Below are 14,325 nucleotides of genomic sequence, written 5' to 3'. Positions count from 1 at the left end.
GAACTCAAAGCCCAACTTTATGCTGGATATATCCTCGGGGGATTCCAAGGGGGTGGAAAACCCCCTTGGCGGGGTGTGGGGCTGGCCCCACCCGGCGCGAGGGGGCTCGATGCCCCCGAGCGCCGGCCTCCCTCACTCGGCAACTCGCGCGATCAATTCCTCAACCGCAGGCCCCATCGCCTCGACCACCAGCAAGACCCCCGCTGGATTCGGGTGGATCATATCCCCCTGCATCACCGCGCGCGGCTCGATGCCCTCTGCCGTCAGTGGCGCCATCATATTGGCCACCAACAGCGCGTCATGTGCCTCTGCCAGCTCCGGGTACATCGCTGAGAACGCCTGCTGATACGCCGCCCCGTAATTCCCCGGCGCGGGCAACCCGACCAGCAACGCAGGCAACCCCTCATCGTCCAGCCGCGTCAGGATCGCGTCCAGATTGGCGCGGCTCAACGCGGGATCAATGCCGCGCAGCAGGTCATTGCCCCCCAGCGCCACGATCACCGCGTCAGGATTGTCCGCCAGCGTCCAGTCCAGCCGAGCGCGTCCGCCGGTCGTCGTATCGCCACTGACGCCCGCGTTGATCACGCTCACATCATGCCCGCGCGCCCTGAGCCAGGCTTCCAGCTGCGGCACCAGACCCTCGCCCTGCACCAGCCCATAGCCCTGCGTCAGCGAGTCCCCGAGCGCCGTGATGCGCAAAGTTTCGGCATCGGCGACGGAAACCCCTGCCAGCGCCGTGAAAAGCACAGCCGCCGCAAGGCCGCGCAACTTGCTATAAGCGCACGCGACCCCATATCGGCCTGAAGCGTTGCAAAGGATTGTTTTCATGCCCGAACCCGTTCTGTCCCTCAAGGATGCCTGCCTGACCTTGCAGGGCAATGCCGGCCCTGTCGAGATCCTCAAGGGCATCTCACTGGACGTTGAACGCGGCCAGTCCATTGGTCTGGTGGGCCCGTCCGGCTCGGGCAAGTCCTCGTTGCTGATGCTGATGGGCGGGTTGGAGAGCGCGACCAGCGGCTCGGTCAGAGCGCTGGGGCAGGATCTGACCACGATGAATGAGGACGCTTTGGCGCGCTTCCGGCGCGGCAATATGGGCGTCGTCTTCCAGTCCTTTCACCTGATCCCCACGATGACCGCGCTGGAAAACGTCGCCACGCCGCTGGAACTGGCCGGCCACAAGGACGCGTTCGAGCGGGCCGATGCCGAGCTGACCGCCGTCGGCCTCGGGTCGCGTATCCACCACTACCCCGCGCAGATGTCGGGCGGCGAGCAGCAGCGCGTCGCTCTGGCCCGCGCCGCCGTGCCCCGGCCCGCGATCCTGCTGGCCGATGAGCCGACCGGCAACCTCGACGGTCCAAACGGGCAGGCGATCATGGATTTGCTGTTCGGATTGCGCGACCGCCACGGCGCGACGCTGGTGTTGGTCACCCATTCCCCGGAACTCGCCGCGCGCTGCGACCGGGTGATCCACCTGCGCGACGGCAAGATCGAGACCGAAACCCGGGCCGAGGTTAGCGCATGACCCTTGCGCTTGCCGCAATCCTGGCCCGGCGCGAGCTGCGCAGCGGGATTGCCGGATTCCGCATCTTCCTGCTCTGTCTGGTGCTGGGCGTCGGGGCAATTGCCGCCGTCGGCTCGGTCCGCGCCGCGATCGAGGCCGGTCTGGCGCGCGAAGGCCGTGCGCTGCTGGGCGGCGATGCCGAGCTGCGCATGACCTACCGCTTCGCCGACGAGGCCGAGCGCGCCTGGCTTGATACGCAGGCGGCGGCCTGGGGCGAGGTCGTCGATTTCCGCTCGATGGCTGTCTCGCCCGATGGCGAACGGGCACTGACGCAGGTCAAGGCGATTGATGACACCTGGCCGCTGATCGGCGCGCCCGAATTTGACCCGCCGATGAGCGTGCAAACGATGCTGGCCGGGCAGGGGGGCTTGCCCGGTGCGGCGCTGGACCCGCTGCTGATTGACCGGCTGGGCCTGAGCATCGGCGATACGGTGCGCATGGGCACGCAGGATTTCGCCTTGATGACGGCGGTGATCCGCGAGCCGGATTCTGTCGGCACCAGCTTCGGTTTCGGCCCGCGTAGCATCGTCGCGACCGAGGCGCTGGCAGGCTCCGGGCTGCTTGGCGCAGGCTCGCTCTATGACACGTCTTACCGTCTGGTGCTGCGTGACGGTGACACGCTGGAACGCGTCCGTGCCTCGCTCATCGACACCTTCCACGATGCTGGCATCCGCTGGCGCGACGCCACGCGGGCCGAACCGGGGGTGGCCCGTTTTGTCGACCGGATCGGCGCGTTTCTGGTGCTGGTCGGGCTGGCCGGGCTGGCGGTGGGCGGCATCGGCGTGTCCTCTGCCGTGCGCGCTTATCTCGACGGCAAGACCGGCGTGATCGCTACGCTCAAGACGCTTGGGGCCGAGGGCCGGACGATCTTCGCGATTTATTTCATCCAAATCGGCGTGCTGACGCTGGTTGGCGTGGCGCTGGGGCTGGCGCTTGGCGCGGGGGCTGTGCTGCTGGCGACGCCGCTGGCGCAGAGCAGCCTGCCTGTGCCGATTGCCGCCGGGATCTACCCTCGCCCGCTGGCCGAGGCCGCGCTTTACGGCGCGCTCACCGCGCTGGTCTTTACCCTCTGGCCGCTGGCCCGCGTCCAAAGCGTCCGCGCCGCCGCTCTCTATCGCGGGATCGGCACCGAGTCGCGGGCCCGGCCCGGCGCCCTGCCGATGCTGGCGCTGGCGCTCTCGGTCGCCGCGCTGATCGGCGCGGCGGTCTGGTTCTCGGGGACGTGGCAACTGGCGCTGGGGGCTGCCATCGGCATCGCCGTAGCGCTGGGCATTCTGGCGCTGGTGGCGCTGGGGCTGCGCGCTCTGTCGCGACGCGCGTCGCGGGCCAAGGCGCTGCGCGGCCATACCGCGCTGCGGTTGGCGCTGGGCGCGGTGGGCAACCCGCGCGAGGGCGCGGTGGCTGTGGTGCTCTCACTGGGGCTGGGGCTGACGGTTCTGGCGACCGTCGGGCAGATCGACGCCAACCTGCGCAACGCCATCTCGACCCAGATGCCCGACCGCGCGCCGTCGTTCTTCTTTCTGGACCTGCAACCCGATCAGGTCGCGCCGTTCAGCGCCATGCTCGGCGGTTTTGACGGGGTCAGTGACATCCAGACCGCGCCGCAATTGCGCGGCGTGATCGCGCAGATCAACGGTCGGCCATCCAGCGAATATGGCAATCACTGGGTGCTTCGCGGCGACCGGGGCGTGACCTATGCCGCCGATCAGGGCGGGTTGCGGCTGACCCAAGGCACGTGGTGGCCCGAGGATTACGACGGCCCCCCGCTGATTTCCTTCGGGGCCGAGGAGGGGGCCGAGCTGGGCCTTGCCCTCGGCGACACGATTACGGTCAACGTCATGGGCCGCGACATCACCGGCACCATCGCCAACTTCCGCGAGCTGGATTTCCGCACGGGCGGTATTGGCTTTGTGATGACCTTCAACCCCGGCGCTTTTGCCGGCGCGCCGCATACCGTAATCGCGACCGCCCGCGCCCCCGAGGGGTCCGAGGGCACAATCCTGCGCGCGCTGGGCACTGCGTTTCCCAACGTGACCGCGATCCCGATCCGCGAGGCGGCGCAGCGGGTGGTCGAGGCTTTCGGGGCGCTGGCGGCGGCCACCTCGCTGGCCGCGCTGGCGACGCTGGCAACGGGCTTTGTCGTGCTGATCGGTGCCGCCGCGGCAGGCGAACGCGCGCGGGTGTTCGAGGCGGCGGTGCTCAAGACACTGGGCGCCACGCGAGGGCGCATCCTCGCCAGCTTCGCCCTGCGCTCGGCGCTGATGGGGGCGGCAGCAGGGCTGGTGGCGATCGGCGCAGGCGCTCTGGCAGCTTGGGCAATCCTCGTGCAGGTCATGGATCTGCCCTACCGGTTCGAGCCACTCTCGGCGCTGCTGATCGTGGTGGGGGGCGTTGTCGCTGTGCTGCTGGCCGGGCTGCTCTTTGCCTGGCGGCCGCTGGCGGCGCGCCCGGCGGGCATCCTGCGCGCGCAGGAATAAACCGGGGAAGAGCGGCGCTCGACCCCATCGAGGGGTCTCGCGCCGCTGTGGGGCCCGCCCCACACCCCGCTCGGGGGACGCACGCGTCCCCCGGACCCCCTGGTGGATATTTGAAGAGCAAAGAAGGTGCGGTTAACAAACCCTTAACGCCCAACTTTATGCTGCAAATATCCTGGGGGGTGAATGCGCGGCACGCGCAGAGGGGGGCTAGCCCCCCTGCCTTGGCCGCCAATCGCGCCTTGATCCCGGAGGTGCGCTGGGGCATCACCATGGGGCAAACGACGAAAGCCACGTGAATGAACCGCATCTGCCACATCGACATCGACGATTCCGGCCTGCCAGCTCCAACGCCCGAGATGGAGCAGGAGCGCAAGGTCGCGGTGTTCGATCTGCTGGAGGAGAATTGCTTCACGCTGCCGCAGCGCGAAGGTCGCAGCGTGCCTGAAGGGCCCTACCGGCTGGCACTGGCGATCCGCGACCGGCGGTTGGTCGTCGAGATCAGTCAGGAAACCGGGGCTTTGGTAGGTGAGATGCACCTGTCGCTCGGGCCGTTCCGGCAGGTGGTCAAGGATTACGACCAGATCTGCGCCAGCTATTTCGATGCGGTGAAACGCCTGCCGCCCAGCCAGATTGAGGCGATAGACATGGCCCGTCGCGGCATCCACAACGAAGGGGCGCGGGTGTTGCAAGAGCGGCTCGAGGGTAAAGCCGAGATCGATCTCGACACCGCGCGCCGCCTTTTCACCTTGATCAGCGTGCTGAATCGCGGGGCGTGATCTTGGGCGAACCCTTTCCCAGTTCCATTCTGTTTTGCTGCGACCACAATTCCGTGCGTTCGCCGATGGCAGAGGGGCTGATGAAGCAGCTCTACGGTCAGCGCGCCTATGTCCAGTCCGCGGGCGTTTACAACGATCTGGAGATCGACGGCTTCGCCGTCACTGTCAGTGCCGAGATCGGCGTCGAGTTGTCGCGCCACCGCTCGCGCAGTTTCGATGAGATGGTCGAGTGGGGCGATGATCTGTCAGGCTTTGATCTGATCATCTCGCTGTCACCCGCCAGCCAGCGCATGGCGTTGGAGATGACGCGCTATGCGCATGTCAACGTGGAATACTGGCCGATCATGGACCCCACGGGACTGGGCGAAACGCGCGAGACAAAGCTGCAGGCCTACCGTCAGACCCGCGATCAGATCGTCAAGCGGATGCAGGAGCGGTTTGGTCCGGCGACGCGCTGAGATCACGTGCAGGCTGATGGGCGGACAGGATCTCGCCCAAGGCCCCCTCGATCCAGCCGACCAGTCCGACCAGATGTTGCGCCGCCGTCTCGCCCAGCGGGGTCAGCGAGTATTCGACCCGCGGCGGCACCTCGCCATAATCCTTGCGATGCACAAAACCGTCGCCCTCCAGCTGCTGCAGGGTCTGCGCCAGCATCCGCTCGCTGACCCCGCCGATTTTGCGGCGCAGGGCGGCAAAGCGGTAGGTTCCGGTGGCCAGCACCGCCATCACCAGAACCCCCCAGCGGCTGGTCAAATGTTGCAGCACGGCGCGCGAGGGGCAGTCGGGGGCCAGAACATTGCCGCGCGCCATCGCGTCGAGCATGTTTTGGGCGGATTGCGCGGGGGTCATGGTCGTCTCCGGAAATCTTACACTAACATTTATGTAGGTACTTACGTTTCGTAAGTAAAGGTCTATGTCTCCCTCATCAACCCTGTGAGGATACCATGACACAGACCATCGCCATCACCGGCGCCACCGGCCAGCTCGGCCGTCTCGCCATCGCCGCCCTGAAAACCCGCGCCCGCGGTGCCACGCTGGTTGCGCTGGTGCGCGATCCGGCCAAAGCCGTCGATCTCGGCATCGAAGCCCGGGCGTTTGATTACACCGCCCCCGCCACGCTGGCGGCGCCGCTCAAAGGTGTGGATGTGCTGGTGCTGATTTCGTCGAGCGATTTCAACGATCGCGCGGGCCAGCATCGCAATGTCATCGCGGCGGCTGAACAGGCGGGCGTGGGCCGCATCGTCTATACCTCGATCCTGAAAGGCGATGCCTCGCCGATGCTGCTGGCGCAGGATCACATTGCGACCGAGGCTGCGCTGGCAGCCTCCAGCCTGACCGCGACGGTGCTGCGCAACGGCTGGTACTTTGAGAACTACACCGGCACTCTGGCGGGCGCGATCGCCGCCGGTGCTGTTGTCGGTGCGAACGCCTCGGCCAAGATTGCCCCGGCCACCCGCGCCGATTTCGCCGAGGCGATCGCCGTGGTTGCAGCCGACAATGCGCATGCCGGCAAGGTCTATGAGCTGGCCGGGGACGAGGCCTTCACCATGGCCGAATTCGCCGCCGAGGTTGCTGCGCAAGCGGGCAAGCCCGTCGCCTACGCGCCGATGCCGCAGGCCGCCTATGCCGATCTGCTGAAAAGCTTCGGCCTGCCCGAAGGTGCTGCGATGATCTTCGCCGACAGCGACGCAAAGGCGGGTGAGGGCGCTCTGTTCGATGACAGCCACACCCTGTCGCGCCTGATCGGACGTCCGACGACCCCGCTGAAAGACGCCGTCGCCGCCGCTCTGGCATAATCGTGTAGGGGGTCGGTGAGCAACCGGCCCGCTGCCACGTCTTTGGGGCTTTCGCCCGCAAATGACTTGGGTATCCTGCCTGCGAAAATCAGGAGAACCCGATGCCCTCGCAATCCGCCCGCGCCACGATCCAAGCCTATTACGACGCCTTCAACGCGGGCGATGTCGCCGGAATGGTGGACTGCCTGCACGACGATTTCGCCCATCATGTGAACGAGGGCGCGACGCGTCTGGGCAAAGCGGCTTTCGCCGAGTTCTGCGCGCATATGTCCGAAACCTATAAGGAGCGGCTCACCGATCTGGTGGTCTATGGCAGCGAGGATGGCACGCGCGGGGCGGCGGAATTCACCGTCAACGGCACCTATCTGAAAACCGATCCGGGTCTGCCCGAGGCACACGGCCAGACCTATGTGCTGCCCGCCGGGGGGTTCTTCAGCCTCAAGGACGGCAAGATCACCCGCGTCACCACCTACTACAACCTGCAAGACTGGATCGCGCAGGTCAGCGCGTGAGGGTCGAGGCGCTCACCGGCCCGGCGCTGAGCGCGGCGCTGGACGATGTGGGGCGGCTGCGGATCGCCGTGTTTCGGGACTGGCCGTATCTCTATGACGGCGATCTGGCCTATGAGCGGCGCTATCTTGAGCACTATCGCACCAGTGCGCGTGCGGTGCTGGTAGGGGCCTTCGACGGTGAGTCGCTGGTCGGTGCGGCGACGGGGACGCCGATGGAAGACCACGCCGACGACTTCGCGACCGCGTTCTCGCAAACCGGGCTGGCGCTGTCAGACATTTTCTATTGCGCCGAGTCGGTGCTGTTGCCCGCGTATCGGGGCAAAGGCACCGGGCATCGCTTTTTTGACAGCCGTGAAGCGCATGCACGATCCCTTGGTCGCCGTTATGTTGCATTTTGTGCGGTGCAGCGCCCGGAGAATCACCCTGCTCGCCCCTCCGGGTATCGGCCCTTGGATGCCTTCTGGCAGGCGCGGGGCTATGCGCCTTTGGCCGGGGCTGTTGCGAAATTCCGGTGGAAAGATCTGGGCGAGACCGTAGACTCGGAGAAACCGCTGCAATTCTGGATGCGAGAGCTATGACCAATACCGTGACCATCGCCGCTGCCGCCTATCCACTGGACTGGTTCGACAGCTTTGACGCTTTCGAGACGAAAGTCGCGCGCTGGGTCGCCGAGGCGGCAGGCAATGGCGCGCAGGTGCTGGTGTTCCCGGAATACGGCGCAATGGAACTGGCCAGTCTGGGCGGCGCGGCGGTGGCTGGCGATCTTGAGGGGGCACAGTCGGAAGTGGCCAGGCACCAGCCTGCCGCAGATGCGGTCTTTGCCCGTCTGGCTGCGGAGTACGGCGTCTATATCCTCGCGCCTTCGGGGCCGGTGTTTATCGGCAACCGCCCGGTCAACCGGGCGTCGTTCTTTGGCCCGAACGGGCTGATCGGGCATCAGGACAAGCAAATCATGACCCGGTTCGAGCGTGAGGAGTGGGATGTCATTCCCGGTGCCGACGGACTGGCTGCCTTCGATACGCCGCTGGGACGCTTTGGCGTGGTGATTTGCTATGACAGCGAATTCCCGCTGCTGTCGCGTGCTCTGGCCGAGGCCGGTGTCGAAATCCTGCTCGCCCCTAGCACCACCGAAACCCACGCCGGATTTACCCGCGTGCGTGTCGGTTCGATGGCGCGGGCGCTGGAAAATCAATGCGTTGTGGTTCATGCGCCGTTGGTTGGTGAGGCTGCGTGGTGCGTCGGGGTGGAAGAGAACACCGGCCGTGCGTCGATCTATGGCCCGCCGGATCGCGACTGGCCTGCGACGGGGATTATCGCTGAGGGCGAGATGAATGTGCCGGGGTGGGTCTATGCCACGGTGTCGCGCGATCAGATTGCACAAACCCGCGCTGACGGCGTTGTGCTGAACCTGACGCACTGGCCGGAACAGAGTGAACGCATCCAGAGCGCGACGCGGGTTATTAGCGCAAGTTAAACCTTGATTCTTCTGAAATGAAGGCGCATATCGCCATCGCCTGCTTCGTGCGGGCGGATACCCATTTGGAGAGACCATGGCCAAGGAAGAACTGCTCGAATTTCCCGGCGTCGTGAAGGAACTCTTGCCGAATGCGACGTTCAAGGTCGAGCTGGAAAACGGCCATGTTATCATCGCACACACGGCAGGAAAGATGCGCAAGAACCGCATCCGTGTCCTCGCAGGCGACCGCGTTCAAGTCGAAATGACCCCCTACGATCTGACCAAGGGCCGGATCAACTATCGCTTCAAGTGATGCGTCTTATTCTAGGTTCGGCCAGCCCGCGCCGGCTGGACCTGCTGGCGCAGATTGGCGTCACGCCTGACGCGATACGCCCCGCTGACATTGACGAAACCCCCAGGGCCCGGGAACTCCCGCGGCCCTATTGCGCGCGCATGGCCCTGGAAAAGGTGCAGGCGGTGACGGCGGGTGAGGATGAGATCGTCCTTTGCGCCGATACCACCGTGGCACTGGGGCGTCGCATTCTGGGCAAGCCGGAAACGGCGGTGCAGGCGGCGGAATTCCTGATGCTACTGGGCGGGCGTCGCCATTCGGTGATCACAGCCGTCGCGGTCAAACGCGGTGCACAGGTCTGGACGCGGGAAGTGGAAACGGCTGTGAAAATGAAGCGCCTGTCGGACGATGAATTGAACGGCTACCTCGCCAGCGATGAATGGCAGGGCAAGGCCGGGGCTTACGGCATCCAAGGCCGTGCCGGGGCGTTTATCCCGTGGATTCAAGGCTCGTTCAGCGCCGTTGTCGGCCTGCCGCTGGCGGAAACCGCCGTGCTGCTGAACGCTGCCGGGTGGCGCGCATGATCGGTCGGGTGATTGCGCTTGGCCAGATCGAGGGCCGCGAGGTTGCGGCGCTGATGGTCGATGGCCAGATCGAAGAACTGGCCATGGAAACCGACGCGCTGGGCACCGGGGCGATCCTGCGCGGCGTGGTCGGACGGCCGGTCAAAGGTCTGGGCGGCGTCTTTGTCGACCTGCCGGACGGCCAGAGCGGCTTTCTGCGTGCGCCCAAGGGTCTGGCACCGGGGCAACGCATTCTGGTGCAGATCGCCGGAGCCGTGGAGCCGGGCAAGGCCTTGCCGCTGACGCAGCGCCTGCTGTTCAAGAGCCGCTACGCGATCATCACGCCCGATGCGCCGGGGCTGAATGTCAGCCGCGCGATTCATGATGAAGACATCCGCGATGAGCTGACGGCACTGGCCGGTGCCGCGATGGCCGGGGCGAGCGAGACGCTGGGCCTGATCCTGCGCTCGGTCTGCGAGCAGGCGAGCGACGAGGACGTCACCGAAGACATCACTCAGATGCGGGCGCTGGCCGAGGCTGTGCTGGCCGATCTGAGCGGCGGGCCCGAGCTGCTGGTCGACGCGCCGGGGCCACATGAGCTGGCCTGGCGCGACTGGGGTGATGCGGATGAGGTCGACGACAGCGCCGAGGCGCTCGATCTTTCGGGCGCTCTCGACCAGATCGAGGCGTTGCAACGGGGTGAGGTGACGCTTGAGGGCGGCGCGTCGATGTGGATTCAGGCGACCCGCGCCTTTGTCGCGGTCGATGTGAACACCGGCGCGGATACGTCACCGGCGGCGGGGCTGAAAGCCTCGATCGCGGCGGCGCGCGATCTGCCGCGGCAGTTGCGGCTGCGGGGCATGGGCGGGATGATCATTGTCGATTTCGCGCCCTGTCCCAAGCGCGACCGGCATGTGCTGGAGCAGGTTCTGAGCAAGGCGTTCCGCGCCGATGCAGGCGAAGCGACGATGGCCGGGTGGACTCCGCTGGGCAATTTCGAGCTGACGCGGCGGCGCGACCGTGCGCCGCTGGCCGGGTGGCCGGTGTGAGCAAGGCGGCTACATGCGCGCATTGTGGCAAGCCGGTGGTCGAGGCGTACAAGCCCTTCTGCTCGAAGCGCTGCGCGGATGTGGACCTGGCGCGCTGGCTGCGGGCGGATTACGCGATTCCGGTGGCCGACGAGCTGCCGGACGAGCCGGAAGAGTAGAGGCGCGGCTCGGGGGCAGCGAGCCCCCTCGCCGCGCGCAGGGGACGCTGTCCCCTACGGCCTGACGGCCTACCCCTGGGATATTTATGGACAGATGATGGACACCCTTTGCGGGAGGTGGCGTCATGCTTTCGTAACAGCGGCTGCGGTCTTATCGTGTGGGAAAACTCAGGAGAGACAGCATGCGCATCCTTGTCTTCAACGCGGGCAGTTCGAGCCTGAAATTCGGTGTCTTCGAGGGCGCACGGGGAGCGGGCAGCGAGACGCGGCAGTTGTTGAAGGGCGCGTTCGAGCGGTTCCGGGATGGGGCCTGCGCGTTTGCGCTGGAGATCGACGGCGTGGCCGAACAGGGCGAGGCGCCGCATGCGGATCTGGGCGCGGCGATTGCGGCAGTGCCGGAGGTATTGGCGCAGCACGGGATCGACGGGATCGAGGCAATCGGGCACCGGATCGTGCATGGCGGGGCCGAGTTTGCCACGCCGGTCGTACTGGATGCACCGACGCTGTCGCGGATCGAGGCGCTGACGCCCCTGGCCCCGTTGCACAATCCGGCCAATTTGCATGCCGTCCGGCTGGCGCAGACGGTCTGGCCTGATCTGCCGCAAGTCGGGGTGTTTGACACGGCGTTCCATCTGACCAACCCGCCGCGCGTCTACAGCTATGCCGTCCCGGCGGCGTGGCGCGAGGCCGGATTGCGGCGATTCGGGTTTCACGGCACCTCGCATAAATACGTCGCCGAGCGCGCGGCGCAGGCGCTGGGGCAGCCCTTGGCGCGGCTCAAGATCATCTCGGTGCATCTGGGCAACGGGGCGAGTGTCTGCGCGATCAATCTGGGCAAGAGTTTTGAATCCTCGATGGGCCTGACCGCGCTTGAGGGGCTGGTGATGGGCACGCGCTCGGGCGACGTGGACCCCGGAGCCTTTGGCTATCTGCAACGCCAGCTGGGGTTGGGCATCGAGGAGATCGAGCACGCGCTCTATCATGACAGCGGCCTGAAAGGTCTGACTGGCTCGTCCGACATGCGCGATGTCGAGGATCGCGCGGCGGCGGGTGATGCGGCGGCGCAGATGGCGATCAACCTCTATGCCCACCGCGCGCGGAAATACATCGGCGCCTATGCGGCGGGGATGGGCGGTGTGGACGCGGTTGTGTTCACCGGCGGGATTGGCGAAAACTCGGCTTCGATGCGGCGGCGGATCTGTGACGGGTTGGACTTCATGGGATTGCGGCTGGATTTCGACCGCAACCAGTCGGTCGATCTGGCGGGGCGCGCGGCGCCGCAGATCCAGTCTTACGGCGCACGGGTGGCGGTTCTGGTGACCGAGACCGCCGAGCAATTGCAAATCGCGCGCGAGGTGGCGGCGCATCTGTCGCGGCCCGAGGCTGAGGTCAGGCCGATCCCGGTGGCGGTATCGGGGCGGCATGTGCATCTGGCCGATGACTCGCTGAAGGCGCTGTTTGGCCCGGAGTATGCGCTGACCATCGCCAAGCAGTTGCGCCAGCCGGGCAACTGGGCGGCCAAGGAGCGGGTGACGCTGGTTGGTCCCAAGGGGCGGCTGGAGAATGTCGCGATTCTGGGGCCGCTGCGGCGGCGCACGCAGATCGAGGTCTCGCGCACCGACAGTTTCGCGCTGGGGATCGACGCGCCGGTGCGCGATTCGGGCGATCTGGATGGCACGCCGACGGTCCGGCTGATCGGGCCGAACGGGCAGCTGGACACCGACGGGCTGATCGTGGCGGCGCGGCATGTGCATATGCACCCCGATGACGCACAGGCGATGGGGCTTGAGGACGGGCAGATGGTGTCTGTGCGGATCGGGCAGGGGGAGCGGGCGCTGACATTCGGCCATACCAAGATCCGCATCCAGCCCAACGCGTTTACCGAGATGCATATCGACACGGATGAGGCGAATGCCTCGGGCATAGGGGCCGATTGGGTGGGTGAGGTGATCGAGATGGAGGCGCATCTGGGCGCGTGACATCTTGCGAAGCGGCGTTTTGCGCGGGATAAGGGCGTGTTCTCAGGGCGGGGTGCAATTCCCCACCGGCGGTAAGCGGGCCTCCCGCAAGCCCGCGAGCGCCTTCCCTGCGGAAGGGTCAGCAGATCAGGTGCAATTCCTGAGCCGACGGTCACAGTCCGGATGGAAGAGAACCATCGCCCGATGCCGCGCAGCCGCGCGGCGCCGGGATGTATGGGATCGCCTTGGGTGACGTGTCGCTTGATAAGGAGATCCGCTATGACACACACCCGTTACGCCTTTGTTAAAGCCGGTTGGCACGCCGATATCGTCGACCGTGCCCTGGAAGGCTTCTTGCAGATAATTCCCGCTGAACAGGTCGATGTGTTCGACGTCCCCGGCGCGTTCGAGCTGCCGCTGATGGCGCGCGATCTGGCGAAAACCGGGCGCTATGCGGCTGTCGCGGCGGCGGCTTTCGTGGTGGATGGCGGCATCTACCGGCATGATTTCGTGGCACAAGCCGTGGTCAGCGGGTTGATGCAAGTGGGGCTGGAGACCGGGGTGCCGGTGCTTTCGGTCTCATTGACGCCGCACCAGTATCAGGAAACCGCGCATCACAACGCGATCTACCGGGCGCATTTCGTCGACAAGGGACGCGAGGCGGCCCAGGCGGCGGTGAAAATCACCCAAGCACGGGCCGCGTTGGCCTGACCGGCGTGGGGGCTCACGCAGAGAGCGTGATCCCCTCAGCGGCCAGGTCGGGGGCCAGATCCGCCAGCTGCCACAGCGTCTGGATATGATGCACGCCGGTCTCGGTTCGCGTGGCGATGTCGCGTGCCACGCGGGCTGCAACCAGCGCGGTGATCTCGGCTTCGGCTCGCCCGTCGAGGGTCAGGCGGCGCGTTACCCGCGCGCCGTCACGCCATCCTTCGGCGATGATCACCAGGCCGGTTCTGTCCGACCCCACACGAAAGCGCGGCAGGCTCCATCGCAGGAATTTGCGCACCATCGGGCGCGGGGCGAGGGCCGACAGCAGGCGGAGTGACGCACCGGTCACCAGCGGCGAGCCAAGGCCGAGGCGGGTGGTGACGGCAGGGATTCCGGCGCGGGTCAGCACATGCTGGTCCGCAAAATCGAAGGGGATGGTCGGCACCGGACCCGAGGCGAAGTCGAGCCGCTGCACCGCGTCCGGCGGCAGGGGCCGCAGGCTGTCGAGCGTCCAGTCAATCGCCGCAGCGCCATGGCTGTCGCCAAGACCCAGAAGCACGCCGATTGTCAGCGACTCGACCCGGTCGAGCCCGCGCAAGGCCTCAAGCGCCATGAGATTGGTCAACCCCGGCGCCAGACCGACCGACAGCACCGCCAGCGCCCCGTTCGAGCGGGCGAGAGGGTCGAGCGATTCGTGGCGTTGCAGTACGGCGTCGGTAGCCGAGATATCGACATAGCCCAGCCCGCGCGTCAGAACGGCGCTCGCGAACTGGGTCGTGGCGGTATCGAGGCAGACCACCAACGGCCCCGACTCCTTCAAGGCCGCGTCCCAGCTTGTGGCGTCGTCCAGATCGAGCCGCGCCGCGTCGGTGCCAAGCTGGTCGGCCAGCGCTTTAGCCCGCAGGACATCGCGCCCGGCGATGCGGACGGGCAATCCCGCATCGCGCAAACGCCGCGCTATCTTTGAGCCGACATGGCCGTAGCCGCCGACAAGGGTGATGGGTTTCATGGCTTGGTCT

Annotated in this window: 17 protein-coding genes and 1 riboswitch; of the genes, 14 read left to right on the top strand and 3 right to left on the bottom strand. The window is 66.4% G+C overall.

Annotated features, from left to right (window positions below; all coding sequences use genetic code 11):
- Positions 1-132: 132 nt before the first annotated feature.
- Positions 133-828, bottom strand: coding sequence for an arylesterase (locus EAE28_RS05690; protein ID WP_127104871.1), 696 nt, complete (start codon positions 826-828; stop codon positions 133-135).
- Between EAE28_RS05690 and EAE28_RS05685 the strand changes: the two genes are divergently transcribed.
- The 4 genes from EAE28_RS05685 (at position 827) to EAE28_RS05670 (ending at position 5,272) form a co-directional block, all read left to right on the top strand.
- The gene (locus EAE28_RS05685; RefSeq protein ID WP_127104870.1) at positions 827-1,522 is read left to right on the top strand and encodes an ABC transporter ATP-binding protein; all 696 of its coding nucleotides are present in this window, start codon (positions 827-829) and stop codon (positions 1,520-1,522) included. The genes EAE28_RS05690 and EAE28_RS05685 overlap by 2 nt on opposite strands.
- Positions 1,519-4,038, top strand: a complete 2,520-nt coding sequence (locus EAE28_RS05680; protein ID WP_127104869.1) for an ABC transporter permease — start codon at positions 1,519-1,521, stop codon at positions 4,036-4,038. The genes EAE28_RS05685 and EAE28_RS05680 overlap by 4 nt, the downstream gene beginning before the upstream one ends.
- A gap of 296 nt (positions 4,039-4,334) precedes the next feature.
- Positions 4,335-4,814: a UPF0262 family protein gene (locus EAE28_RS05675; RefSeq protein WP_127104868.1), complete on the top strand. Its 480-nt coding sequence runs from the start codon at positions 4,335-4,337 to the stop codon at positions 4,812-4,814.
- A 65-nt stretch (positions 4,815-4,879) separates the two neighbouring features.
- On the top strand, positions 4,880-5,272 hold the full coding sequence (locus tag EAE28_RS05670; RefSeq protein ID WP_246022307.1) for an arsenate-mycothiol transferase ArsC: 393 nt from the start codon (positions 4,880-4,882) through the stop codon (positions 5,270-5,272).
- Here the strand turns inward: EAE28_RS05670 and EAE28_RS05665 are convergent.
- Positions 5,232-5,663 (bottom strand): winged helix-turn-helix transcriptional regulator, encoded by a 432-nt coding sequence (locus tag EAE28_RS05665; protein WP_246022284.1) that lies wholly within the window; start codon positions 5,661-5,663, stop codon positions 5,232-5,234. The two genes, EAE28_RS05670 and EAE28_RS05665, sit on opposite strands and share 41 nt — an antisense overlap.
- Before the next feature lie 95 nt (positions 5,664-5,758).
- Here EAE28_RS05665 and EAE28_RS05660 point away from each other — a divergent pair, with 95 nt between their 5' ends.
- The 10 genes from EAE28_RS05660 to EAE28_RS05615 all read left to right on the top strand — a co-directional run bounded on the left by EAE28_RS05660 (position 5,759) and on the right by EAE28_RS05615 (position 13,309).
- The gene (locus EAE28_RS05660; protein ID WP_127104866.1) at positions 5,759-6,610 is read left to right on the top strand and encodes an NmrA family NAD(P)-binding protein; all 852 of its coding nucleotides are present in this window, start codon (positions 5,759-5,761) and stop codon (positions 6,608-6,610) included.
- Between the two features lie 101 nt (positions 6,611-6,711).
- Complete coding sequence (locus EAE28_RS05655; protein WP_127104865.1) at positions 6,712-7,122, top strand: ketosteroid isomerase-related protein; 411 nt, start codon at positions 6,712-6,714, stop codon at positions 7,120-7,122.
- The gene (locus EAE28_RS05650; protein WP_127104864.1) at positions 7,119-7,700 is read left to right on the top strand and encodes a GNAT family N-acetyltransferase; all 582 of its coding nucleotides are present in this window, start codon (positions 7,119-7,121) and stop codon (positions 7,698-7,700) included. The genes EAE28_RS05655 and EAE28_RS05650 overlap by 4 nt, the downstream gene beginning before the upstream one ends.
- Complete coding sequence (locus EAE28_RS05645) at positions 7,697-8,596, top strand: carbon-nitrogen hydrolase family protein (protein WP_425466758.1); 900 nt, start codon at positions 7,697-7,699, stop codon at positions 8,594-8,596. The genes EAE28_RS05650 and EAE28_RS05645 overlap by 4 nt, the downstream gene beginning before the upstream one ends.
- A 76-nt stretch (positions 8,597-8,672) precedes the next feature.
- On the top strand, positions 8,673-8,891 hold the full coding sequence (gene infA, locus EAE28_RS05640; RefSeq protein WP_127104863.1) for a translation initiation factor IF-1: 219 nt from the start codon (positions 8,673-8,675) through the stop codon (positions 8,889-8,891).
- A complete protein-coding gene (locus EAE28_RS05635; RefSeq protein WP_127104862.1) occupies positions 8,891-9,454 on the top strand; it encodes a Maf family protein in 564 nt (187 codons plus the stop codon). The genes infA and EAE28_RS05635 overlap by 1 nt, the downstream gene beginning before the upstream one ends.
- On the top strand, positions 9,451-10,482 hold the full coding sequence (locus EAE28_RS05630; protein WP_127104861.1) for a ribonuclease E/G: 1,032 nt from the start codon (positions 9,451-9,453) through the stop codon (positions 10,480-10,482). The genes EAE28_RS05635 and EAE28_RS05630 overlap by 4 nt, the downstream gene beginning before the upstream one ends.
- On the top strand, positions 10,479-10,640 hold the full coding sequence (locus tag EAE28_RS05625; RefSeq protein WP_220443894.1) for a DNA gyrase inhibitor YacG: 162 nt from the start codon (positions 10,479-10,481) through the stop codon (positions 10,638-10,640). Before EAE28_RS05630 ends, EAE28_RS05625 begins: the two co-directional genes overlap by 4 nt.
- Positions 10,641-10,822: 182 nt before the next feature.
- Positions 10,823-12,619 carry an acetate/propionate family kinase gene (locus EAE28_RS05620; protein ID WP_127104859.1) on the top strand — a complete coding sequence of 599 codons (1,797 nt, stop codon included), beginning with the start codon at positions 10,823-10,825 and terminating at the stop codon, positions 12,617-12,619.
- A 34-nt stretch (positions 12,620-12,653) separates the two neighbouring features.
- A riboswitch (FMN riboswitch) is annotated at positions 12,654-12,797 on the top strand.
- Positions 12,798-12,877: 80 nt separating this feature from the next.
- On the top strand, positions 12,878-13,309 hold the full coding sequence (locus EAE28_RS05615) for a 6,7-dimethyl-8-ribityllumazine synthase (RefSeq protein WP_127104858.1): 432 nt from the start codon (positions 12,878-12,880) through the stop codon (positions 13,307-13,309).
- A gap of 13 nt (positions 13,310-13,322) precedes the next feature.
- Here the strand turns inward: EAE28_RS05615 and EAE28_RS05610 are convergent, their stop codons facing one another.
- On the bottom strand, positions 13,323-14,315 hold the full coding sequence (locus EAE28_RS05610) for a saccharopine dehydrogenase family protein (RefSeq protein WP_127104857.1): 993 nt from the start codon (positions 14,313-14,315) through the stop codon (positions 13,323-13,325).
- Between the last annotated feature and the right edge of the window lie 10 nt (positions 14,316-14,325).

It is taken from the genome of Pararhodobacter zhoushanensis, assembly GCF_003990445.1.
Taxonomy (GTDB): domain Bacteria; phylum Pseudomonadota; class Alphaproteobacteria; order Rhodobacterales; family Rhodobacteraceae; genus Pararhodobacter; species Pararhodobacter zhoushanensis.
Note: the sequence above shows the minus strand (reverse complement) of the source record. Positions and strands in the feature narration are given on the sequence as shown.

Excerpts from the sequence above, each read along its gene's own strand:
- EAE28_RS05665 (WP_246022284.1), bottom strand. The coding sequence starts at position 5,663 with ATGACCCCCGCGCAATCCGCCCAAAACATGCTCGACGCGATGGCGCGC.
- EAE28_RS05655 (WP_127104865.1), top strand. The coding sequence starts at position 6,712 with ATGCCCTCGCAATCCGCCCGCGCCACGATCCAAGCCTATTACGACGCC.
- EAE28_RS05615 (WP_127104858.1), top strand. The coding sequence starts at position 12,878 with ATGACACACACCCGTTACGCCTTTGTTAAAGCCGGTTGGCACGCCGAT.
- EAE28_RS05675 (WP_127104868.1), top strand. The coding sequence starts at position 4,335 with ATGAACCGCATCTGCCACATCGACATCGACGATTCCGGCCTGCCAGCT.
- EAE28_RS05635 (WP_127104862.1), top strand. The coding sequence starts at position 8,891 with ATGCGTCTTATTCTAGGTTCGGCCAGCCCGCGCCGGCTGGACCTGCTG.
- EAE28_RS05620 (WP_127104859.1), top strand. The coding sequence starts at position 10,823 with ATGCGCATCCTTGTCTTCAACGCGGGCAGTTCGAGCCTGAAATTCGGT.
- EAE28_RS05690 (WP_127104871.1), bottom strand. The coding sequence starts at position 828 with ATGAAAACAATCCTTTGCAACGCTTCAGGCCGATATGGGGTCGCGTGC.
- EAE28_RS05610 (WP_127104857.1), bottom strand. The coding sequence starts at position 14,315 with ATGAAACCCATCACCCTTGTCGGCGGCTACGGCCATGTCGGCTCAAAG.
- EAE28_RS05660 (WP_127104866.1), top strand. The coding sequence starts at position 5,759 with ATGACACAGACCATCGCCATCACCGGCGCCACCGGCCAGCTCGGCCGT.
- EAE28_RS05630 (WP_127104861.1), top strand. The coding sequence starts at position 9,451 with ATGATCGGTCGGGTGATTGCGCTTGGCCAGATCGAGGGCCGCGAGGTT.
- EAE28_RS05670 (WP_246022307.1), top strand. The coding sequence starts at position 4,880 with ATGGCAGAGGGGCTGATGAAGCAGCTCTACGGTCAGCGCGCCTATGTC.
- EAE28_RS05685 (WP_127104870.1), top strand. The coding sequence starts at position 827 with ATGCCCGAACCCGTTCTGTCCCTCAAGGATGCCTGCCTGACCTTGCAG.
- EAE28_RS05645 (WP_425466758.1), top strand. The coding sequence starts at position 7,697 with ATGACCAATACCGTGACCATCGCCGCTGCCGCCTATCCACTGGACTGG.
- infA (WP_127104863.1), top strand. The coding sequence starts at position 8,673 with ATGGCCAAGGAAGAACTGCTCGAATTTCCCGGCGTCGTGAAGGAACTC.
- EAE28_RS05680 (WP_127104869.1), top strand. The coding sequence starts at position 1,519 with ATGACCCTTGCGCTTGCCGCAATCCTGGCCCGGCGCGAGCTGCGCAGC.